General features: G+C 49.0%; 24 protein-coding genes. 11 read left to right on the forward strand and 13 right to left on the reverse strand.

Annotation, left to right across the window (positions count from 1 at the left end; all coding sequences use genetic code 11):
• The first annotated feature begins 11 nt into the window (after positions 1–11).
• Together atpA and atpG are read left to right on the forward strand one after the other, a co-directional pair.
• Positions 12–1,394: a F0F1 ATP synthase subunit alpha gene (atpA, locus tag JVX88_RS19060; protein ID WP_263975174.1), complete on the forward strand. Its 1,383-nt coding sequence runs from the start codon at positions 12–14 to the stop codon at positions 1,392–1,394.
• A 90-nt stretch (positions 1,395–1,484) separates the two neighbouring features.
• Entirely contained in the window at positions 1,485–2,360 is an 876-nt protein-coding gene (gene atpG, locus JVX88_RS19065) for an ATP synthase F1 subunit gamma (protein ID WP_211619752.1), read from the forward strand.
• 54 nt (positions 2,361–2,414) lie between these two features.
• On the opposite strand, the gene JVX88_RS19070 is transcribed toward atpG, so the two are convergent.
• The 3 genes from JVX88_RS19070 to JVX88_RS19080 are packed head-to-tail and all read right to left on the reverse strand — an operon-like array spanning position 2,415 to position 7,362.
• Complete coding sequence (locus JVX88_RS19070; RefSeq protein ID WP_211619753.1) at positions 2,415–5,201, reverse strand: type I polyketide synthase; 2,787 nt, start codon at positions 5,199–5,201, stop codon at positions 2,415–2,417.
• Entirely contained in the window at positions 5,198–6,217 is a 1,020-nt protein-coding gene (locus tag JVX88_RS19075) for a hypothetical protein (RefSeq protein ID WP_211619754.1), read from the reverse strand. Before JVX88_RS19075 ends, JVX88_RS19070 begins: the two co-directional genes overlap by 4 nt.
• Complete coding sequence (locus tag JVX88_RS19080) at positions 6,214–7,362, reverse strand: DegT/DnrJ/EryC1/StrS family aminotransferase (protein ID WP_211619755.1); 1,149 nt, start codon at positions 7,360–7,362, stop codon at positions 6,214–6,216. The genes JVX88_RS19075 and JVX88_RS19080 overlap by 4 nt, the downstream gene beginning before the upstream one ends.
• Positions 7,363–7,474: 112 nt before the next feature.
• Here JVX88_RS19080 and JVX88_RS19085 point away from each other — a divergent pair, with 112 nt between their 5' ends.
• On the forward strand, positions 7,475–7,822 hold the full coding sequence (locus tag JVX88_RS19085; RefSeq protein WP_211619756.1) for an endonuclease III domain-containing protein: 348 nt from the start codon (positions 7,475–7,477) through the stop codon (positions 7,820–7,822).
• On the opposite strand, the gene JVX88_RS19090 is transcribed toward JVX88_RS19085, so the two are convergent.
• From JVX88_RS19090 to JVX88_RS19105, 4 genes are read right to left on the reverse strand one after another with little or no spacing between them, the layout of a single operon-like run.
• A complete protein-coding gene (locus JVX88_RS19090) occupies positions 7,780–8,370 on the reverse strand; it encodes a polyprenyl synthetase family protein (RefSeq protein ID WP_211619757.1) in 591 nt (196 codons plus the stop codon). The two genes, JVX88_RS19085 and JVX88_RS19090, sit on opposite strands and share 43 nt — an antisense overlap.
• A gap of 4 nt (positions 8,371–8,374) precedes the next feature.
• Entirely contained in the window at positions 8,375–8,872 is a 498-nt protein-coding gene (locus JVX88_RS19095; protein WP_211619758.1) for a YajQ family cyclic di-GMP-binding protein, read from the reverse strand.
• 42 nt (positions 8,873–8,914) lie between these two features.
• Positions 8,915–9,763, reverse strand: a complete 849-nt coding sequence (locus JVX88_RS19100; RefSeq protein WP_211619759.1) for a TatD family hydrolase — start codon at positions 9,761–9,763, stop codon at positions 8,915–8,917.
• Positions 9,763–10,380, reverse strand: a complete 618-nt coding sequence (locus JVX88_RS19105) for a hypothetical protein (RefSeq protein WP_211619760.1) — start codon at positions 10,378–10,380, stop codon at positions 9,763–9,765. Before JVX88_RS19105 ends, JVX88_RS19100 begins: the two co-directional genes overlap by 1 nt.
• Positions 10,381–10,508: 128 nt before the next feature.
• On the opposite strand from JVX88_RS19105, the gene JVX88_RS19110 reads away from it, so the two are divergent.
• The 6 genes from JVX88_RS19110 to JVX88_RS19135 all read left to right on the forward strand — a co-directional run bounded on the left by JVX88_RS19110 (position 10,509) and on the right by JVX88_RS19135 (position 15,612).
• The gene (locus tag JVX88_RS19110) at positions 10,509–10,865 is read left to right on the forward strand and encodes a response regulator (protein ID WP_211619761.1); all 357 of its coding nucleotides are present in this window, start codon (positions 10,509–10,511) and stop codon (positions 10,863–10,865) included.
• A gap of 39 nt (positions 10,866–10,904) precedes the next feature.
• Positions 10,905–11,351 carry a chemotaxis protein CheW gene (locus JVX88_RS19115; RefSeq protein ID WP_211619762.1) on the forward strand — a complete coding sequence of 149 codons (447 nt, stop codon included), beginning with the start codon at positions 10,905–10,907 and terminating at the stop codon, positions 11,349–11,351.
• 370 nt (positions 11,352–11,721) lie between these two features.
• Positions 11,722–13,047, forward strand: coding sequence for a sensor histidine kinase (locus tag JVX88_RS19120; RefSeq protein ID WP_211619763.1), 1,326 nt, complete (start codon positions 11,722–11,724; stop codon positions 13,045–13,047).
• Positions 13,048–13,406: 359 nt separating this feature from the next.
• Positions 13,407–13,823: a DUF4112 domain-containing protein gene (locus JVX88_RS19125; protein ID WP_036010947.1), complete on the forward strand. Its 417-nt coding sequence runs from the start codon at positions 13,407–13,409 to the stop codon at positions 13,821–13,823.
• A 126-nt stretch (positions 13,824–13,949) separates the two neighbouring features.
• Positions 13,950–14,564, forward strand: a complete 615-nt coding sequence (locus JVX88_RS19130) for an HdeD family acid-resistance protein (protein WP_211619764.1) — start codon at positions 13,950–13,952, stop codon at positions 14,562–14,564.
• A gap of 280 nt (positions 14,565–14,844) precedes the next feature.
• Positions 14,845–15,612 (forward strand): alpha-amylase family glycosyl hydrolase, encoded by a 768-nt coding sequence (locus JVX88_RS19135; protein ID WP_211619765.1) that lies wholly within the window; start codon positions 14,845–14,847, stop codon positions 15,610–15,612.
• Here JVX88_RS19135 and JVX88_RS19140 read toward each other — a convergent pair.
• From JVX88_RS19140 to JVX88_RS19165, 6 genes are all read right to left on the reverse strand, one after another.
• The gene (locus JVX88_RS19140; RefSeq protein ID WP_317134390.1) at positions 15,563–15,940 is read right to left on the reverse strand and encodes a class I SAM-dependent methyltransferase; all 378 of its coding nucleotides are present in this window, start codon (positions 15,938–15,940) and stop codon (positions 15,563–15,565) included. The genes JVX88_RS19135 and JVX88_RS19140 overlap by 50 nt on opposite strands.
• Positions 15,941–16,087: 147 nt before the next feature.
• The gene (locus tag JVX88_RS19145) at positions 16,088–16,543 is read right to left on the reverse strand and encodes a hypothetical protein (protein WP_211619766.1); all 456 of its coding nucleotides are present in this window, start codon (positions 16,541–16,543) and stop codon (positions 16,088–16,090) included.
• 50 nt (positions 16,544–16,593) lie between these two features.
• Positions 16,594–16,887 carry a hypothetical protein gene (locus JVX88_RS19150; protein WP_211619767.1) on the reverse strand — a complete coding sequence of 98 codons (294 nt, stop codon included), beginning with the start codon at positions 16,885–16,887 and terminating at the stop codon, positions 16,594–16,596.
• Positions 16,888–16,972: 85 nt separating this feature from the next.
• The gene (locus tag JVX88_RS19155) at positions 16,973–17,476 is read right to left on the reverse strand and encodes a hypothetical protein (protein WP_211619768.1); all 504 of its coding nucleotides are present in this window, start codon (positions 17,474–17,476) and stop codon (positions 16,973–16,975) included.
• A 621-nt stretch (positions 17,477–18,097) separates the two neighbouring features.
• Positions 18,098–18,559, reverse strand: a complete 462-nt coding sequence (locus JVX88_RS19160; protein WP_211619769.1) for a hypothetical protein — start codon at positions 18,557–18,559, stop codon at positions 18,098–18,100.
• A 355-nt stretch (positions 18,560–18,914) separates the two neighbouring features.
• Positions 18,915–19,862, reverse strand: a complete 948-nt coding sequence (locus tag JVX88_RS19165) for a pentapeptide repeat-containing protein (protein ID WP_211619770.1) — start codon at positions 19,860–19,862, stop codon at positions 18,915–18,917.
• Between the two features lie 257 nt (positions 19,863–20,119).
• On the opposite strand from JVX88_RS19165, the gene JVX88_RS19170 reads away from it, so the two are divergent.
• Both JVX88_RS19170 and JVX88_RS19175 read left to right on the forward strand, forming a co-directional pair.
• Positions 20,120–20,572, forward strand: a complete 453-nt coding sequence (locus JVX88_RS19170; RefSeq protein WP_211619771.1) for a Fur family transcriptional regulator — start codon at positions 20,120–20,122, stop codon at positions 20,570–20,572.
• A gap of 135 nt (positions 20,573–20,707) precedes the next feature.
• Positions 20,708–21,673: a glycosyltransferase gene (locus JVX88_RS19175; protein WP_225931623.1), complete on the forward strand. Its 966-nt coding sequence runs from the start codon at positions 20,708–20,710 to the stop codon at positions 21,671–21,673.

Below are 21,673 nucleotides of genomic sequence, written 5' to 3' on the forward strand. Positions count from 1 at the left end.
AAACGGATGCTTTGCTCGAATTCCCCTACGGCGTACGCGGCCTTGCACTTAACCTTGAAGAGGACAAGGTCGGCTGCGTGCTTTTCGGCGATTTCCAGAAGATCAAAGAGGGCGACGAGGCGAAACGCACCCGACGCATCATGAGCGTGCCTGTAGGCGATGCGATGATCGGTCGCGTGGTTGACGCTCTAGGAAATCCGATCGACGGCAAAGGCGAGATCATTACAGATACTTATAATCCCGTTGAGCGTATCGCTCCGGGGATTATCGACCGCCAACCCGTTAAAGAACCTCTTCAGACGGGTCTCAAGGCCATCGACGCAATGGTGCCGATCGGCCGCGGACAGCGTGAGCTTATCATTGGCGACCGTCAAACCGGTAAGACCGCCGTCGCGATCGACACCATCATCAACCAGAAAGGTAAGGATGTGATCTGCGTTTACGTGGCTATTGGCCAAAAGGCTTCGACTGTGGCTCAGGTGGTAAAGAAGCTTGAAGACTACGGCGCGATGGATTACACAATAGTTGTTTCCGCGACCGCTTCCGATCCGGCCGCTATGCAATTCCTTGCTCCGTATTCGGGCTGCGCGATCGGTGAGTATTTCCGTGACAATGGGCGCCACGCCCTCACTATCTACGACGATCTTTCAAAGCAGGCAGCTGCATACCGCGAAATTTCGCTCCTGCTCCGCCGTCCGCCGGGCCGCGAAGCATACCCCGGAGACGTTTTCTACCTCCACTCACGCTTGCTTGAACGCGCGGCAAAGATGTCCGATGCACGCGGCGGCGGCTCGCTGACCAGCTTGCCGATCATCGAAACGCAAGCCGGCGATATCTCGGCCTACATTCCGACGAACGTGATCTCGATCACAGATGGACAGATCTTCCTTGAATCCGATCTGTTCAACTCGGGCGTGCGTCCCGCTATCAACGTAGGAAACTCGGTTTCGCGTGTGGGCGGTTCGGCACAGATCAAGGCGATGAAGGCCGTCGCCGGAACGCTGCGTATCGATCTTGCACAGTTCCGTGAACTAGCGGCATTCGCACAATTCGGGTCGGACCTTGATAAAGCGACTCAGGCCCAGCTCGAACGCGGTAAACGGCTGACGGAGATATTGAAGCAGCCGCAATACCAGCCGATGGAGGTGGAGGACCAGGTCGTTATCATCTGGACCGTGACGAACGGTTTTGGTGACGATATCGCTGTCGAAGATCTAAGGCGTTTCGAAACTGAGCTGCTCGATTTCATCAGGAACGCACATCCTGGCATCAGAAACACGCTCCGCGAAAAGAAAACGATAGATGATGCTCTCAAGGCCGAGCTTAAGGAAGCCGTAGAAGATTTCAAGGCGACCCGCTGGAATAAAGAAGAGGCCGGAGCTGCAGCTGCCTAGCAATTAAGATCTCCACGTTTCACACTCCCGATCCTTTTCACCTTGATTTACGGATCTGGACTGGGAAGACGGGATTCTGGATCTAAAGATATGCCAAGTCTTTTAGACATGCGCCGACGTATCAAGTCGGTAAAGAACACACAGCAGATCACTAAGGCGATGAAGATGGTCGCCGCGGCCAAGCTCAAGCGCGCACAAGATCGCGTAACCGCCGCACGCCCCTACGCACAGAAGATGACCGCTGTTCTCGGCGGTTTAAGTGCAAAGGTCGCCGAAGAATTTTCACATCCGCTCCTTACGCCCAGAGGCGACGACAAATATCTTGTCGTTGTCGTAACGGCGGATAAGGGCCTTGCGGGCGCCTTCAATGCTAACGTCATAAAAGCTGCTCAGGCTTTCGTTCGTGAGAACGAAGAAAAAGAGATCGGAATGGTCACCGTCGGACGAAAGGGACGCGATTTTTTTAAGCGACGTTCTGCTAATATTTCTGATGAGTACATCGGACTTACCGGCACCGGGACCGTACGCTATTCTGACGCGGCGGATATAGCCGACAACCTTATCAAGAAATTCACTGAGGACGAGTCGATTGATAAGGTCTTTCTGATCTTTACTGAATTTCGAACGGTTCTCTCGCAGAAACCGGTTGTAGAGCAGCTATTGCCGATCCCCTCGATCGAATCAGCAGACGAGGAAGAAACTTCCGTCGAGGCAGAATATATCTACGAACAGCCGCCAGCCGAGATCTTCGGCAAACTGCTTCCAAAGCAGGTCGTAACGCAGGTTTATCGGGCGATGCTTGAATCTGTCGCCTCCGAGCAAGGCTCGCGTATGACCGCAATGGATTCGGCATCTAAGAACGCCGGCGAACTGATCGACACTCTGACCCTGAACATGAACCGCATCCGCCAGGCAGCCATTACAAAAGAGATCATCGAAGTGGTATCAGGGGCCGCGGCTCTTTAATTTCACAGCTCGTAAACAAGGCCGCAGACTGAGGATTTGAAATCCATCGCGATTTCATATATCCTCAGCCTGCTTTTCCTTATTTGAAGACCAAACAAAGAACGGAGGAAATATGAGTATCCTGTTTGCCATCGGTGGGATCCTTATCCTGGTTGGTTGGATCTGGAACATCATTACCAGCTTCAAGATGGGCGGCACACTTTGGGGCGTCCTTAACATTTTTCTCCAACCTATTATGGGCATCGTCTCGCGTTGATGATGCACAGAACCATTACGAGCAACCGATTTTTCTGACTGCAAGTCAGTCCTATTTCCGTTTATCGCTCCATTAACGTGATTGGTATGACTAGAGGCATATCCATTTTTGGTTCCACTCTGAGGAATCCAATCATATCCATTGGATTTGCCCATAGGCGTTGTGACAGCTGATGTCGCCAGGGTAATGGGTGAGGTGTTCGCAACTACGTGCCGTGATTCAGAGCTTGCAGCTACTGTCACTTTCTCTTGAGCAGGAGCAGCAACTTGGATCGTTTGCAGAGGTTGCGGATGTAGAGGTTGCGGTACCGGATGGAAACCATTGCCACCATTTCCGTTGCCATGACCATTGCCATTTTTGCCATGACCATTGCCATTTTCGCTAACAGCAAGCTGAATGCGGAATCCATCGTTCAGAGCTTTCTCAAATACCGACTTGGTCTTATCGCTGACGTAATTGCAGCCATTTAAGCGCACATAGAAGCCCTTGGGATTTCTTGATTCTGGCAAAAGTTTCGGTACCTGATAGGGATCTACATCCTTCAGAGCCAAACCGGCAACTCGTAATCTTGCAATTGCCTCCTGAAACTGGTAGCTGCTATCTTTCTGACGACTGCCGTTGAGAGCAATCGCAACGTAGGGCCGATCGCCCAAAATCTCCTTCACCAGATTCGTCAAGATACTGCGTGGACCAACCTCCACAAAGAACCGCCCACCTGCGTTGTAGATATTTTCGATTTCTTGCTTAAAGGAAACCGGACAGCACATGTGATTTTGCAGATTGCGCTTCACTGCGGCTGGTTCACTGGGATAGGGCGCAGCGGTCACGTTGGTGTAGGCAGTGATGACAGGTGCTTTGAAGGTTACTGCCTCAATTGCCTTTGCAAAGGGCTGTTGGGCATGAGCCACGAGCGAAGTGTGGAACGCACCAGATACCGGCAGCGGCACCGTTGAGAATCCCTTAGACTCTAAAATCTGCTGCACTTTAGCGATCTCAGGCTTGCTGCCCGCCAGTACGACCTGTTGATTCGAGTTCCAGTTAGCAATCGTGACTTGAGGATGAGCTTGCAATAGAACTTCTACCTGTTGAGCATCCCCCGTTACCGCCAGCATCGCCCCCGCATCAAAACCGGGCTGATCTGGAGCTGCCATTGCTTTGGCCCGTGCCTTGACTAGGAAGAAGTAATCCTCGTCGCTAATCGCTTCGGCAGCCCACAGTGCCGTCAATTCACCAAAACTGTGGCCAGCCACAACATCAGGCTGGAAACCCGCTCGGCGCAGAATTTTGTACAGTCCTACACTCACGGCAGCAATGGCCGGTTGGGCATATTCGGTGCGGCGTAACATCTGCTCTTGCGCTTCCTGCTGCTCTGGCTCAAAGGCAGGCTGGGGAAACACAATATTGGAAATGCGGTGCATCCGGTCTTTGGCGAGTAGGTTATCCAGATAGCCATAGGTTTGGCGCAGTTCCGGAAAGTCAATTGTCAGCTCGCGACCCATCTTGAGATACTGGGATCCCTGTCCTGGGAAGAGAGCGACTACCTTGCCAGGCAGTTCGGCACCCTGTTGATAAAAGATGCCGAGCGGATGCTCCCAAGCTGAGCCGAGCGGCTTAATCAGTAACCCAATGGCGGTTTGCAACTTGGTGCAGGCATCCTGAAGCGAAGCTGCTGCAAAGCCTAAACGGGCAGCGGCCACCGGAATCTCCAAGGACTGGCATTCAGCTACTAATTCGGCATAGCTGCGTTCACCGTTGTTGGACTTCAATTGGTGCAGTACTGCTTCACAGCGTTCAACTAACTGGGTCGGCGTTGGCGCATGCAGCAACACAACTCGAGCGGCCTGATGCATGCGATAGGCTCGCTGATGTTCCTCCTGGTATTCTTCCAGAACAACATGGTAATTTGTGCCACCAAATCCAAACGAACTGACACCAGCCCGTCGCGGGGGTGCACCTGCCGCCTTGATCCAGGGACGCGCTTCGGTATTGAGGTAAAAGGCCGACTTCTCCAAGTCCAACCTGGGATTGGGTTTACTGATGTTAATCGTGGGTGGCAAAACCTTGTGGTGTAACGCTAGCGCCGTTTTAATCAGGCTAGCGGCACCAGCTGCTGCTTTCGTATGACCAATTTGCGACTTAACACTCCCTAGAGCCACAGACTGCGGCTCGGCCTGATTTTCATTGAAGAAGGTACGTAGGGCTTCCACCTCAGCCGGATCGCCCGCCATGGTTCCGGTGCCGTGGGCCTCAATTAACTGCACAGTCTCTGGAGCCACTCCCGTTCCGGCATAGGCACGGCGCAGGGCTGTGAGCTGACCCGATGGACGCGGCGCGTAAATGCTCTTAAACCGGCCATCACTGGAGGTACCAATGCCGCGAATCACGGCATAGATTTGGTCACCATCTCGCTCGGCATCCTTGAGTCGTTTCAGGACCATCATGCCGATGCCTTCACCCAACATCATCCCGTCCGCTTCAGCATCAAAGGGGCGAGTCATTTGTTGCTTAGATAGAGCAGGCGTTTTACTGAAGCAAAGATAGGCAAAGACTGAATTATCGGTGTCTACTCCACCGGTCAGCATCATGCTGGCTCGATCGCAATGGTTTGGGTCAAATTGTAATATTCCGGTTTATCGTATGAACGAAAATTTATGCGAAGACTTCGTTTACCTTCCTTTATGATGGATGTATCCGACTGAACATCGACACGGCCCTCGGTGCGCACGACCTTCCAACCGAAAAGCGTATCATCGGGATTGCCGAGCGGCCCCTCAAAACCGCCGTTAGTTATAGCCTCAAATGCTGCTTCCGGGTCGATGCCCGTTTGCCGAGCGAATTCCAGTGATTGCCGATAAAGCCCTTTGTGGTAGAGGCCCTGAGCAATTATCTTTGCCGTCATCTGATGTTCGGCCTTCTTATCATCGGGGAGAAGGTTCCACATTCTGAGCGAATCCTCTGAGGCCGAACGTACGGCATAGAATAACGCGAGATTAGCCCGAACATCCGGCGAATCAGATGCGAACTCTTCGACCCGTCGCGGATCCTTGTCGAAATAATCCCAGGCGAGCGAAAATACCTGCTCACGATATACGGAATTCTTCTCCGCAGAGCGCTTTAGTTGAGCGAATGCTTCATCAACGCGGTCCTGGCGTATCAGGAAATTTCCGAACTGCCAGCGTGGGAATGCGTATTCCGGTGCAAGTTCGATGGCTTTTTGGAACGCGGTGTCGGCGCGTTGGGATTGATCAGCCTGTTCAAGAGCCCGCCCGAGTTCGATCCACCAGCGATAGTCCATCGGGGCATTTCGGACGGCCTTTTCCATCAACTCAACGGCCGCCGTAATTGCATCGGCCGAGAATTCTTCACGCATCTTGCTCCCGGCAAGCCAGAACGGCATTGGGTCAGATGGGGCCAAAGAGGCCGAGGCTTCCGCAATGCGCCCCGCGGCAGGATCATTCACCGGCGTTAGCTCTACAAGCATATGTCCGATCTGCCATCGGACCGCAAACCAGCAAAAAAGCAGAACGCAAACAAATATGACCGCGGCCAAAATGCGTCCGCGCGAACCTTTGCCGTCTATTACTTTAATGTGGTGGTTCATCCTTTAGGTGAGGCAGATTCCAAGACGGTCTGTTCAAAATATTCGCTGATCGATGTAACTACATACTCGATCTCTTCGTGACACAGTTCCGGATAAATAGGCAAAGCCAGCGTCTCCGCTGCGGCAATTTCAGATTCCGGCAGATCGCCCGGTGCATACCCCAGATACAAGAAACACTCCTGCAAATGAAGCGGAACCGGATAATAAATATCCGTACCGACGCCCCTTTCCGTTAAAAATGCCCTGACACTATCGCGAACTTCCGGTATGCGAACAACGAACTGATTATAGATGTGGCGACATCCTGTACGCTCCGATGGAAGTACGATCTGCTCTGAAAGCGCGGTCTTCGCGAAAAGCTCTCGGTATAAATCGGCATTTGCTTTCCGTTTATCTGACCACGAATCTAGATGAGGAAGTTTAACGCGAAGGACCGCGCCCTGAAATCCGTCAAGCCGCGAATTAAGCCCTACCCATTTATGGTAATAGCGCTCCCTCGAACCATGGACACGAAGAGCACGCAATTTATCGGCAATGTCGTCATCATTCGTCGTCATAAATCCGCCGTCGCCCATCCCGCCAAGATTTTTTGAAGGATAGAAACTAAAGCAGCCAACAGCCGACATAGCTCCGGCCCGACGACCATTCTCCTCGGCTCCGATAGCCTGTGCGGCATCCTCGATAACAGGGATGCCGTACTTTTCGGTAATAGCGTTAAGTGCGGCCATATCGGCACACTGGCCGTAAAGGTGAACCGGCTGTATAGCTTTTGTGCGGTCGGTTATCTTCGCCTCGATCTGATCTACATCGATGTTGTATGTCTCAGGATCAATATCTACAAAGACTGGCGTTGCTCCAAGCCGGGTTATAGCACTAACCGTAGCGAAAAAACTATATGGTGTTGTGATGACCTCATCCCCGGACCCAATGTCAAACACCATCATTGCAAGCAAGAGAGCATCGCTTCCGGAGGCACACCCGATCGCATGCTTTACGCCGCAATAATCTGCGAGTTCTCTTTCAAGTTCCGCGACCTCGCCGCCGAGGATGAACGAATTCGTATCGAGAACGCGACCAAGCGCGGCCTCGATCTCCGGCCTAAGACTTTCGTTCTGTTGTTTCAGGTCTAAAAGAGGTATGTTCATTAAAAACTCTAGCTATATCGGGAGATCAAGAAGATCTTTTTCCTTGTGCCTAGATTCTAACTAATGCTTGAGCGATTTGCATTTTCCGTCTGCCCATTTTAGCCTAGCCACAATGTTGCCGGATAAAAAGAAACACGCTGCCGAGATCATAAAGCGGCTGAGAAAACTATACCCTGACGCCCATTGCGCTCTACAACATACAAACGCATTTCAGCTCTTGATAGCGACCATTCTCTCCGCCCAATGTACGGATGAACGCGTGAACATGGTCACATCTGAACTTTTCCGCAAGTATCCGACGCCCCAACATTTCGTTAATTTAACCCAAGAAGAACTTGAAAAAGAGATCCATTCGACAGGCTTTTTCCGCAACAAAGCAAAGAATATCAAAGCGGCGTGCGAACGACTGATCGAGGTCTATGGCGGAGAAGTTCCGCACAAAAAAGCGGTTTTTCTTTGAAGAATATCAAAATACTCTTCGCGGGTGATCTCGGAATTACCCGTTGTCGAAAGTTGGATTATCTCGCCCTCGGTCATTTTCCGGGTCAATCGCGTCAAAATATCCAAGATCGAAAGAGAACGTTCACGGAGAGAAGATTCGAAAGCGGACATATAAAGCCAATCCCCCATCAATACTGCCGCATGGTTTCCAAATCGGGAATTGACCGAAGCCCTGTTCCGCCTGAACTCTGCATTATCTATTATGTCATCATGAACCAGAGTAGCAGTATGGAGCATCTCCATTACGGTAGCCATTCGGATAACGTTCTCATCAGACGCTCTCCCCCCGACGGCATAATTCGTCAAGATCAGAAGAGCCGGCCGCACACGCTTTCCGCCAGATGCCCGCAAATAATCGCCAAGGTAATCAATTACCCGAATATTAGATGCGGCTTGACGCTCAAACTCGTCTTCAACGAGAGCAAGTTCGCGTTTGATCATCCCGAAGATCCGCCGAGCGGTCGCTTCCGGAAGTAGTTCTTTTGTTGTAGCAGCAAATTTTGACATCGATTCAATTAGTGCGGTAATTATCGAACTGCATATCGATCCCGAAATCTTTTCCTTTCAATGCCGCGATCACTTCCTGAAGAGTGTCGCGGTCTTTGCCGGAGACGCGGACGGTCTCGCCCTGAATGGAGGCCTGCACTTTCAGCTTACTGTCCTTGATGAACTTGACGACTTCTTTGGCTTTATCAATCGGGATTCCCTGTTGAATCTTGACTGTCTGGCGTACAGTCCCGCCGGCAGCCGGCTCCACCTTCTGATAATCAAGAGCTTTTAATGATATGCCACGCTTAACCAACTTGCCTTGCAAGATGTCGTTCATATTTCGCAGCTTGGTCTCGTCCTCAGCGGATAGAAGCAGGTCCTTCCCCTGTAGCTCCACCGTTGCCTTACTGCCCTTGAAATCAAATCGCTGAGATACTTCTTTGGTCGTTTGGTTTATAGCGTTGGTAACCTCGGCGTAGTCGGTCTTTGAAACGATATCGAATGAATTTTCCTTTGCCATAGAAACATTTTGCCACAGACCGCACAGAGAGTGTATTTCAGCTTACGATCGAGCTCCTTCAGTCTCGGCGGTTTGATCTGTGGCGGGCTGAACGCGAAATAGATCGTAGAAATTTCGCGTGGTCTGCTCGGCGAGACGCTCAAATGATACGCCGTAAAACTCTGCTAGGAACTGAGCGGTATGAACGACCATCGCGGGCTCATTTCGTGTCCCACGGTGCGGCACCGGTGTTAAATACGGGCAGTCGGTCTCTACCAAGAGCCGCTCCAGCGGAACGACCCGAGCAGCTTCGCGGAGATCATCCGCTTTCTTAAAGGTTACATTCCCGGCAAACGAGATATAAAACCCGACCTCCATCAGTTTCTCCGCCATTTCCGGAGTGCCTGCAAAACAGTGCATTATTCCCACACCGTTCCTACTGTTCAGTTCTGAGCTTTCAGTTATTCCGGAAAAGGCCTCCGTAAGGATCTGGACCGTATCGTCATTGGCATCTCGACTATGGATAATGACGGAAAGGCCGAGGGTTTTCGCGACATCTATCTGACGCCGAAAAACTTCCCGCTGCACATCGCGTGGGCTATGGTCATAGTAATAATCGAGCCCGATCTCGCCCCATGCGATGACCTTTTTATTCTCAGCGAGATCGATCAGATGCTCTTCGGCAAGGTCATCGTAAAGCTTTGCGTCATGAGGGTGAACGCCGACACTTGCCCAAACATTTTCGTATTTTTCAGCAACAGCTACTGCGCGCCGAAAGTCGTCCGAATGCGGATCTCCGGTCCCGACATTCAGCATCGCTGCCACGCCAGCATCACGGGCACGCCTGACGACGTCGTCTCGATCGTTATCGAACTGAGGCCCGTCAATGTGACAATGGGAATCGATCAGCATTACTTCGCAATTGCAAATGAGCGTAGAAACCGGTCGGCCTCACTATTAAAATTATTCACGATCTTCGGATGGAACTGCTTTAAAATGTGCCAGTTTGTAACGTCTGTGCTGATCACATACAGTTTCTTTCCGGTGATGTGAAAGGCAAGGTGAGTAAAGAACATCGTTGACTCGTAACCGAGGAGATCAAATGTTTGACCGTTTATTTCTGAAACGGTTTCAACCGTGATCTTCCCCGGATTCTCACCTAATTCTTTTGGTGGATTTCTTGTCAAACTTGAAACGTTCTTTCTCAGGTTACCGAGAATTTCAGATGATCTGGATTCGATCGTGTCCTGAAATTCAAGCACTATGACCCGTGTCATCGACCCACTTCTTACGACAGTATAATGGCGTTCCTGAATCGAACCGGAATTATGGACAACCTCCGTTGGTCGACCTGGAAATGTTGCCTTGAATGATCCTGAAGGATCTGAGAACTCGACGAGATCCGCGTCTGACGGAGCCGAATATATTAGCGGTGGCGGCGGTGGTTGCGGGCTCCGCTCCTGAGCAACAGTTAATGCGGCCAGTAGCAAGCCGGCAAAGCCGATAAGCATAGCGCGTGGGATGGTCATTTTAATCTGGCGGAACTGCGAATGTTATTAGAAGAATTTGTCCCCATCTATCAACCTGTCGCTGCAAGAGTGGCTCAATAAATTACCGATGCAATCTAACCTAAAGCTGGTTCGATCGAGGAGAGAAGATGAAATTTTTGGTTATTGATGATAATGCAGTGGATCGCTTGTTTTTATCGTCCTTGTTGAAAGAAATGGGACATCAGGTTGAGGCATTTGACAGTACAGCAGGAATCCTAGAGAAGATCGCAGACGGACAGTATTCATCGGTGTTTCTGGATATTGTCATGCCGGACAAAGACGGTTACAAGTTCTTACGAGAATTGCGCCTAAACCAACTGACCACCGATCAGCACGTTATTTTTTGTTCCACGAAAGCAACGAAGGTCGAGGTAAATTACGGGTTGAACAGGGCTGGTGCCAATGATTATTTAGTGAAACCTGTGACCCGCGATCGCCTAGAACAGATCATACGCAAAATTTGAATACGAGCAACCGATGTTTCCGGGTTTGGTACTCTAAGTATGGAAATTATTGAAGACTTCCCCTTGCCTGCATCGTCAGGTTTGAACAACCGTTATTTTCTGACCTATGTGGGTGAGCAACGGCTGGCTGTTCCAACCAAATGGGTCGCTGAGATTATTTTAGTTGAGCGTTCCCAGATTCTGTCTCTGCCCTTCTATGATTCCTTGCTGCTAGGCCTGATCTATCACCAAGGGGTAATTGTGCCATTGATCACAGCTCACCTGCTGTTATCCAGACAATTAAATTCAGATATTCCACTTCGTGTTCTAAAAGAAAAATTGTCAGTTATCCGGCTGAGTCAATCCGCTGAGCATCTATCTGGTGTTGGCATCGTGGTTGATCGAGTAGTTGCTCAAATCGATGATCATTCCATTGCAGCAGTCCCTAGTCAAACAAGTATATTTCAACTCACTGATGTGCCCACTCAGGTTTGGCAACCGCTCTAGAATCTAAAATCTCAACTTTTAATCAATGATTTTTAGTTGATTCAGTTTACTTCCACCAAATATACACTTTTTATTGCGAGACTGGTTAGAAGTGGATCAGAGTTGTATTCAAGTAGGACTCTCCTATATTAGGTCTAAGGCATTCAACTTTCTTAAACAGCAAATGAAGTACGGGTTGAATGCCTGCGGCTAGCCCCTGGCACTACAAGGTATTACGGAGATCTTCTAAGTTTTTAGGTTAACCGAATTATTAAACTTTACACGATTGGGCTTACACGATTGGGCTTTACACTATTAGGTTTTTAGATTTTACAGCTTGAATGGTTTAAGTCCTGTCACTAGACGATTGCTTGAATGAGGACACCCCCCCATGTCACGACTCAGTACTTCCCTGCCCGACCATTTGCCTATCCATACAATCGATCCAAATTTAGACTTTGGCACCAAGTCATTCAAGTCGGCTAAATCCAAGGGGTTGAGCTTGCGTCTCAAAGCAACTTTACTGGCAACTGCCATCGGTACGCTACCCCTGTTGGGCATCGGTGTTGTGGGATATCTTGTGTTCAGTCGATTAGACCGAGCAAAAACAGAAGAATCCGAGCAACGGCTTGCCACTGAAATTAAGATTCAGCTAACCCAGTTGATGGCGGAGCGAGCCAGTGACGTGCAGATTGTTGCCGAACTAGATATTTTGATCGATTCGGATCTACGCCAGACTACAACCCAAACCCAGAAAACCCAAGCACTTGATCGTTTCGTAAAAATCTATCCGATCTATGACAGCGTGGCTGCCTTTGATCTGAATGGAGACGTGATTGCTCAATCTCAAGGAGAGCCGCTCGGGAACCATCGCAATCGCTCCTATATTCAGGCTGCTTTACGGGCACAAGGGCCGATTTTGAGTCAGCCGATGACTTCAATCAGCTCAGGCGTCTTGAGTGTATATGCGGCGGCTCCGATCAAGGATAAAGCAACCGGAAAAATCATCGGCACAGTGCGGATGCGAGTCCCGGTGGAAAATTTAACCAAGCTTTCTGTGTTGCTAGACGGCAAAAGCGGCACTGACTATTACCTGCTCGACCGCGACGGAAATGTCTTTTACAGTTCTCTGAAACAGGCTACCAAACCTGAAAGTAGTCAAGCGCCAGCAGCCGATCCAGCAACGACCGCAGCCGATCTGAAAGCAATTGAAACTATTTTTCCTGCTATTGCTCAACTAAGAGCGAATCAACAGGCAGACAGCCTCGTCGCGGAAAACCAGGTAACGCAGGCTCGCCAACTGGTTAGTTATGTGCCACCTCAACGATCGGCAAGCTTAGCTGAGTTGAATTGGAACCTACCAGAGTTGAATTGGAGCGTTGTAGTGGCGACAGATACCGCAGTGGCGTTTCAGGCTCAACGGAATCAACTGCTGATTCTCCTCTTAGGAGCAGGCGGTAGCGCCATGCTGGCCTCCGCTGTGGCGATTTATTTGGTAAATCGAGTGATTCGTCCAATTTTGAATGCGGCTGAGGCGGTTGAGAAGATTGGTCAGGGTGAGTTGAATACCAGGGTGCAGGTGCAGGGAGACGATGAAGTGGCAATACTGGGTACCAACATTAACCGGATGGCGGATCAAATCCAGGAATTCGACTTAGACCTCTTAGACCTCAAGTTAGGCAGCTTTGTAGAGCGGCTGGACTGGCTTTGCCGATGATTTCGACTGAGGTTCTGGCTGAGATTCTGACTAGAGCGATGCAAAAAATTGGCATGCGGCTTGGGGGTTGTAGAGGCAGAGAATTGTGCAGCAGCTTGCTGCCCTAACTCGTCTCGCCGCAGTAGCGGTAGTAAAGTTATAGATTGAGAAGATGGCAGGGTAGGGGCAGAAACAGTCCGCATAGGCAGCAATTTGCGTGATAAAGGCTGTCAGATCAAGGTCAAGTTAAGGTCAATTCAATCAGGTCAACTCCACCAGATCAATTCAAAATGGTACCTGCAAATGGCTACGGTGGCTTAAGCAAGATCTACCTTGGGATACAAGTTGGTAGGCTGGTTAGCCACTGTATGATCACAAGTATGGATATTGCTCAACGTATTGCTACTTTAAATCGAATTCGCTGGTTCAGCCGTCTGATGGATAGTGCGTTTCGTCTTCCTGTGATTGGCGTGCGATTTGGACTTGATCCAATCATTGGTTTAGTTCCAGGAGCTGGTGACTTGGTTGCAACGGGGTTTTCGTTGTACATTCTCTATTTGGCAACCCGATTTCACCTGCCTGGTGCGGTAATTCGCCGCATGCTGTTCAACATTGGTTTAGAAGCTGTGGTTGGAACTATTCCTCTGTTTGGCGATTTATTTGATGCCTTTTATAAATCCAATATTCGCAACTTAGCGCTTCTAGAACAGTATTTACAGGTTGCCGAACCTGATCTAGAAAATGCTGACCCGCTTGATTTAGCAAGTACTCAGAAGGATGTGGCGCTTCAGATATAGTTTCATCGTTTTAGGTATAGCTTGCTGCTGCTATTGCAAAGCCTAGAGTCTACCCAAAGGAACTGTTGTGGCTCTGAAAAATTTCCTAACCTGATCGGTAATGTTGCTTTGAGCCAGACGACTAATATGACGACAAATACAAATCCTGATGCCACTAATGCGAACGCCACAAATCCAACCGCTTCTCGACCCGATGGACTTGCTCCCAGAGTGGGTGGTTCTCCTTGGATTGGAGTACTGCTGATCGTGTTGGGAATTGCGGCTATTGCTCTGCCAGTTGCTTCCACAATTTTTGTAGAAACTTGGGCGGCTCTGATTTTGGCGTCGGCGGGTGCTGCCAAGATCGTTTATGCGTTTCAGACGCGCCAATCGGGTGGTTTTATCTGGCAGCTTCTATTGGGCATTCTCTATGTTGCTACTGGTATTATGCTGTTTGTCTATCCATATACTGGTATTTTGACCCTGACGTTATTATTAGGCAGCTTCCTGCTTACTGAAGGTGTGTTTGAATTGATTCTTGCCTTTCGGCTGCGGTCACAGAAAAACTGGTTGTGGGTTCTGGGAGATGGGGTAATCACCCTGCTGCTGGGTGGAATGATTTGGTTCCAGTGGCCGTTTGATGCGCCTTGGCTCTTGGGTACTCTGGTCGGTGCTAGCGTGCTTTTTACTGGAATTTCTCGCCTGATGCTATCCCTACACAGGCCGGATGCAGGTCAACCTACTCAGGCTGCTTCGGTTTAGGCAACCATTTATTCAGTGGGCTATTTGGATCGGTATATGAATCAGTACTGCTGCGGTAATAAATGAGCTAACGATGTAGCGTATACGCGAAGATCCGTCAGCCTGTTTCTACTCCTATGAATTGGGTATCAGTTGGGTTGTTTAATGGCCCTGCTGGTGCCTAATGTTTTTTTGATAATGCATCTGTCTGGTCTCTATCCTGCGAGAGATAGGCAAAATCGACTAATCTCGGTAATGTGCTGTTAGCCTAAACCTAAACTTGGATGTATCGTAAATTACAATGCGGATTCCTCAAGCGACCTATCGGATTCAGTTCACCGCTGATTTTGGCTTTGATGTTGCTAATCAAATTGTTGATTACCTGATTGATTTAGGGATTTCGGATCTTTACGCTTCTCCAATTTTCAAAGCTAGGGCGGGCAGCACCCATGGCTATGATGTCGTAGACCCCACTCAAATCAATCCAGAACTGGGTACCGAAGCGGCATTTGAGCAGCTCGTGCAATCCCTTCAGCAGCGGCAGATGGGTTGGCTTCAGGATATTGTACCAAACCACATGGCCTATGACAGCGCTAACCGATGGTTAATGGATGTGTTAGAAAATGGCCCCGCATCCAACTATGTCAATTACTTCGATATCGCCTGGAATTCACGGTTTGATGGAAATCATCAACCGATTCTGGTGCCGTTGTTGGGTAATTTTTACGGCGAATGTTTGGAAAACGGTGAAATTCAACTGCGCTACGATCAAGCTGGATTGACTGTTAATTACTACAGCCTCTGCATTCCTCTGCGGCTCGAATCCTACGCTACTTTCTTGACTCACAACCTAGGTAAACTGGCCAAGCAGTTGGGCCGCAAACATCCGGTGTTTGTGCGATTGCTGGGCATTCTTTACTCGCTCAAAAGTGTGCCAGACCTAAGCGGCCAACAGCGGCTCGACCAAACCGAATTTGTCAAAGGTTTGCTGTGGGACCTGTATTTGGAGAATCAGGATGTCAAAGTAAGTCAAATGCTCCGGGTAACTGATCGGCATCAAACAAGCTGAGCTGACGAAACTCTACCCGATCGGCCCCAGACCGACGACAGCGCTCCTGCGCCACAGCCAGAGTGCCGGCACTGAGGTCAATCCCCACCACCTGCGCCTGCGGATTCAGGTGCACCAGGTACTCGGTTCCTACACCCGAACCACAGCCCGCATCGAGAATGCGAATATCCTGCTGAGCTGGTTTGCGTCCCGTACAGAAAGCATAAGCCGTGAGCCAATTCCAGCGCCAGTTATAGCCCGGAGGCGGCTGATCGAGCAGAGGGTCGGGCGGAAAGGGATAGGTATCGTAGAGTTTGGCAACAGCGGCGCTAATCGCTTGATCAGACATGGGACGACTGGGAGTGTTGAGTGTTGCAGCTCGCTTTTGCGAAGCAGTGTGTTGAGTTCACTTGTTGAGTTTACTTTCAGCACTATCTCACAAATTGGGCAGCAATGAATGATTATCACCCATCCCTCCTTTCCATCTTCCCTCCCTTCACCAGCATCGAATCCGAGCAATACCGAGAAACGTAAATGGCATTGCATCATTCCTACCGTAGACCGGGTAGAGCCAGGTTTGGCTTGAGCCTTCTGCACTCCTGACCTTTTGCAGGGAAACTAGCATAATTGCTCCCGGTGGAATTGGCTGCGGAAAACAAATGGTGGCGTAATCAAACGTAATGGCGCTGGTGACATCCATTCGCTGTGGGATTGAATCAAACAACGAGTAGGTGATGGCAATTTCACCATTGATGCAGATGCCGTCTGGAATTTCGATCAATAGCTGGGTCAGGGGATGACCCAGGACATAAAGCTCGAAGTAGTGAGTAGACTGACATGCGCCCATAGAATTTGGATAAGCACCGCTTTGCCCAATGTAAGAACGTTGACTGAACCACTGCTTAACCAGCCAAATCACGATATAGGAGGCGGCTAAGTATATTACCAGCACTCGCATAAAGAGGCGTAGAAGAAATACTTGCGTTAGCCTACAAGACTCTTTTATAGAAATGGCTGAAATCGCCGCTCCAGCCAAATTAAGGCGTCTTGGTCTGAAGTAAAGTAGTGGAACTTTTTGGTAGCTGGATCGTAAATTTCTAGGTAGGGTTCACCGTAGCGATCTGTCCTCCAATTAACCTCAGGTTCAGGAGTTCTGAGCAGAGTGGCGGCCAGTTGATCGAGCGCATTATTCAGGCCAGTTCGTTGATACACAAACTGCCACAGGGTCAGTAGCAGCGGATGCGGCGTATAATCTTTGGTGGCATTTAGAGACGATGCTGATGCACGAAACTGCATTGATTTTTCTCCGTTCTTCAATTCGCGATATATTGGATGATTTATTGGATGATTGATTTGAGGGTCGATTTGATAATCCCATCGATCACGAAGCAGCCATCGTTGCTGCAAATTGCTTCAATGATTCGGGCTGCATAAACGCAGTATATTTAGGTGCGATTGTGGGCGGTAACAGTTCTATCAGCACTTGGTTCTCCAGCCAGAACTCGATGACCTCAAAGAAGTTTTGCCGATCGCAGTGAGCGACATGCCATCCCTCACGGGCTGCAATTTCTCGAATTTGGGTTTCACTCACGGGCACCGAAATCGCCGCATGGGTTGCGGTATAGGTTGGAGTATAGGGATTATGAACAAACTGGCTACCGGCATCGGCATCGACAACTACCTGTGTACTATCATCCGGCAGATTGGGCATCAGCTCTGTCCCTTTAGGCAAGACCACAATCAAGGTGCCGTGAGGATCATAGGTGAGAGCAACATAGCTGCCTTCATGTTCTGGAAACGGCATCACGTCTCCCTGGAATAGTTCTGCTAACACTTGAGCAACATGTAATGGATGATTAGCTGCAATCGAGATGTGGTGAATCATGATTAATGCCTTTTTATGTGAGATTAATGTGACGAGATAGGGTATAGAAGGAGTCAGGAGTCAGGAGTCAGGAGTCAAGATAGGGATGACTGCAAACTGATTTGCGTAGAAACCAGGACTATTTAGCTGACTATTTAGCTGGCATGATGAATGACAGCCGGAGTATTCAATCTGGCAGCTTAGGATTGCCGTGAATTTCAAATGGTGACGGTATAGTAACGTTCACTCGGCTAGCACTTTTCAAGAATATGCAACAGATTGGTGATTGTCAGTTGGAAAAGGTCGGAAAAGGTCGGATCAAACCTGAGGACAGGATTTAAAACAATTTTGTTCAAGCTTTAAATCCAAAGCCAATCCACCTCCGTAATTCCCCACAAGAGGACAACCTCCCCAGATTGACAGGTTTCGACGAACTCAAATTTTCTATCAGACTCGCGTTTGGCGGAGTCTCAATTCCTGGTGCTTTAAGGAGATACAGAAATGGCAATTCAGCCGATTTTGCTGATTACAGGGCAAACGATGCAAACAGCCCTCAGGCGCATCTTTACTATCGGAAAGGCGGCATCGACCCCCAAAAACATTGGTTTAACGGCAGCAGCTTTTGGCTTAGCGCTGACGGCTTTAGGTATAACAACGGTAATGGCACCACCAACGATCCAAGCTTCTGACCATGACGACCGTCGCTTGACGAGCTGCCAGTTTAGCCAACAGGTCTGGATTTTGCGCCGGGTAGATAAAACTAATCAACGTGCCACCTGGGGCCAGCATCTCAGCTTCGTGATTTCCGGTTGGCCGGATGCTTGGAGGCCGCACTTTCAGCACAATATCGGCTGACCAAACCGTTGCTGCATCGACAATTTGGCACCCTGCCTCACAGTAGGCAGCATCTGCAAAGTGAGCTGCTTCGCCAGCTCCTGATTCAACCAGAACTTCAAACCCCAGCTTCTGCAAAGTTTTCGCCGTTTCAGGTGTAGCTGCAACCCGATCTTCCTGCTCAACAATTTCCCTAGGAATGCCGACCGATTTTTTAGTTTTTTGGGCTTGGGCGGGGAACGGTTCTAATCTAGGTACAACGTCTACCATAAACTCTCCTCGATGCGGCGATTTGGACTAGAGGAAACGAGTGTTCAAGCGCTTTTCCGGCGAAGCAAAAAAGATGTTCCAAAAGCATCACGCCAGCGCAATCGTTGGAACGCCTCTGTTCTTGATTCTGTTTTTGAAATGATTGCAGTTTGATCTATGGGATCATTCTACTCTGCTCTTGTTACTTTGAATACAAAAGTAAACACTGACAGAATTCGATCCTTTACAAATCAAAATATTAAAAAACACTACAAAGAACCGAACGATGACCAAAAATCAACAGCAAGCTTGTAAACGTTTTTAAAGATGTTGAATGCAACCTCGTTTAGAAACAACTCTATCCCCATCAACCTAATCAATTAGAGCGGACGGTACCTTGAGGTAGAATCGCCCAATTCAAATTTGTCTCTTTTAAGCTGCCTAGATTCAGCTTGGCATTGCTCAGATCGGCACCTCGTAGAATGGCGAAACTTAAATCAACCTCGGTCAACACGGTCTGGTGCAGTATGGCAGCGCTCAAGTTGGCTTCCCGCAAACTAGCCCAACTCAGATCGGCTTCGGTCAAATTGGCCCTGGTTAATTCGGCCCAATCCAATCTAGCGCCCCGCATCTCTGCCAGCATCAGCTTGGTATCGATCAAGTTGGCGCAAGATAAATTTGCACCCGTCAAATTCACGCCGTTTAGATGGGCTTGACTGAGGTTGGCACCACCCAGATTGATGGCGCTCAGATTGGCTCGGCTCAAGTCAGCTTCCTGTAGTACGGCATTACTGAAATCGGCTCGCTCCAGATTAGCGCCGCATAAAATCGTTCGGTGCAGCTTTGATCCAATCCCATGCACTCGGCTTAGATCGGCAGTTGATAAATCAGCCTCACTCAGATTGGCAGCATTCAGGTTGGCTCCAATCAGGTTGGCAGCGGTCAACGCGGCTCGGATCAAATTGGCCTCATGCAGGTTGGCTCGACTGAGATTGGTCTGATCCAAAATTGCCTGTCTCAAAGTGGCTCGCCACAGGTTCGCTCCGCTTAAATCTGCCTTGGTCAGATCCACTTCGGATAGATCGGTGCCGGATAGCTTTGCTCCACTCAGACAGGCTTCCCGCAAATTGGATTGCCGCAAGACGACCCCATTTAAGTTCACATCGATCAAATTGGCCCCGCTTAGATCTACCCCAATCAAAACGGCTTTTCTCAACGTAGCTCCCCTGAGATCGGCGTCATGGAGATTGACCTCACTCAGGTCTACAGCCCCGAAGTCCCGCTCTCCTGTGGCATATCGCCGTAGGAGTTCTTTTGCGTCCATAGAATTTCTATGTTCTATAATCGTTGTTTTTATAAATCGTTAATTTCAATCATAGGTTGTTTTTCAAAGCCCTATCTCTTCTCTTTCCTTTGATTTCTCTTTTTAGTTATATTTATTCATGTTTATGCTTCGGCTTTACGCATGGTCGGTATGAGTAAAAATAGACAGCCCGGAAGATATAAACTCGTAATGAGTACTGCTTGACTCTGGTTTTGTGTAGTATGGAAATACTGCCATAACGTGGAGAAGCTAGGTTTATGGCTCCCAGGTTGAAGTCCTACGAAGAGTGTCTAATTTATTGTCGTCAGCAAGGAATGCGCTTAAGTAATCAACGTCAGCTCGTTCTCAAGCTTTTGTGGGATACGGATGAGCACTTGCCCGCTAGCGAAATCTACGATCGGCTGCGTCAGTGGGGTGAGGCTATCGGTCATACTTCGGTGTACCAAAACTTAGATGTGTTAGCGAAAGCTGGAGTGATTGAGCGTGTTGAACGAGCAGAAGGATGTCTCTATAGCCATCACACCTCCTCCCATTCCCATGTTCGTTGCCTAGACGATAACCGCCTGCTAGATGTCGAAGTGAAGCTGCCGCCAGAGCTGGTGAAAGCAGTCGAGCAACAGGTAGGACTTGAAGTAATTGATTATCACATTGAATTTCTCGCCTGTAAGCCGTCGGAAAACGCCGATGTTGTTGATCAGGAGGTGATCTGATTCAGGGTCAACTGCTGGATAATTCTGGCAACCCGCTGCAGATTGTTCTCTCGATTAGATAGCAGCATGAAACAGAGAAAACCTGCGGGGAATTCCATCGACTTAATCGTCCGCTGACGCTATGCCTCTCTTAGCCTGCGAGTCGTTTTTGCAGCATTGCCATTGGATGTGATTCATAGCCATGGGTTATGGATGTTGCCTAACATCTATGCCCGTAGAGCAGCTTTAGGAAATCACTTACCTCTAATAATTTCAACACATGGCATGCTTGAGTCATGGTCCCTCAAAAATAGTCAATTCAAAAAAAAGCTAGCATTGCTTTTATATGAGCGCAAGAATTTGCAGAGTGCTACCGTTTTGCATGCGGCCTCTTTAGAAGAGGCAAAATCAATCCGTCGGCTAGGGTTAAAGCAACCCATTGCCTTGATCCCCAATGCCGCTGATTTACCTAACAAAGATCAGTTTGTAGGGAAAGAAGTATTAATCCAGGTATTCCCTGAACTGGCTGAAAAGCGATGGCTACTGTTCATGTCTAGACTACACCCTAAAAAGGGCTTGGAAACCCTACTGAAGGTCTGGCATGAACTAGCTGGTAAATTTCCTGATTGGCATTTGATTCTTGCTGGGCCGAACTCAATCGATAATTATCAAGCTGAGCTAGAGTCGATAGTAAAACACTTGGAGTTAGCCGAACGAGTTACTTTTACTGGTATGCTGACCGGACGACCTAAAGCCAGCGCAATGACTAACTCCGAGCTATTTGTTCTACCAACTCACTCTGAAAATTTTGGCATTGCTGTAGCAGAATCTTTATCTTATGGTGTACCAGCAATCACTACAAAAGCAGCTCCTTGGCAAGATTTAGAACAATATCGCTGTGGATGGTGGATTGAGGATGACCAGCAGACTCTATTAAATGCATTAGTTGAGGGAATGGAATTATCAGCAGAAATAAGACTAGAAATGGGAGAGCGGGCTCGTGCTTTAGTTGAAACTCGGTATTCTTGGCAATCAACAACTCAACAAATGGTAGAAGTTTATCACTGGTTAGTTGGCAAAGGTCAACCACCACAATGCATCCAATTCTGCGACGATAAGTAG

It is taken from the genome of Leptolyngbya sp. 7M, from assembly GCF_018128485.1.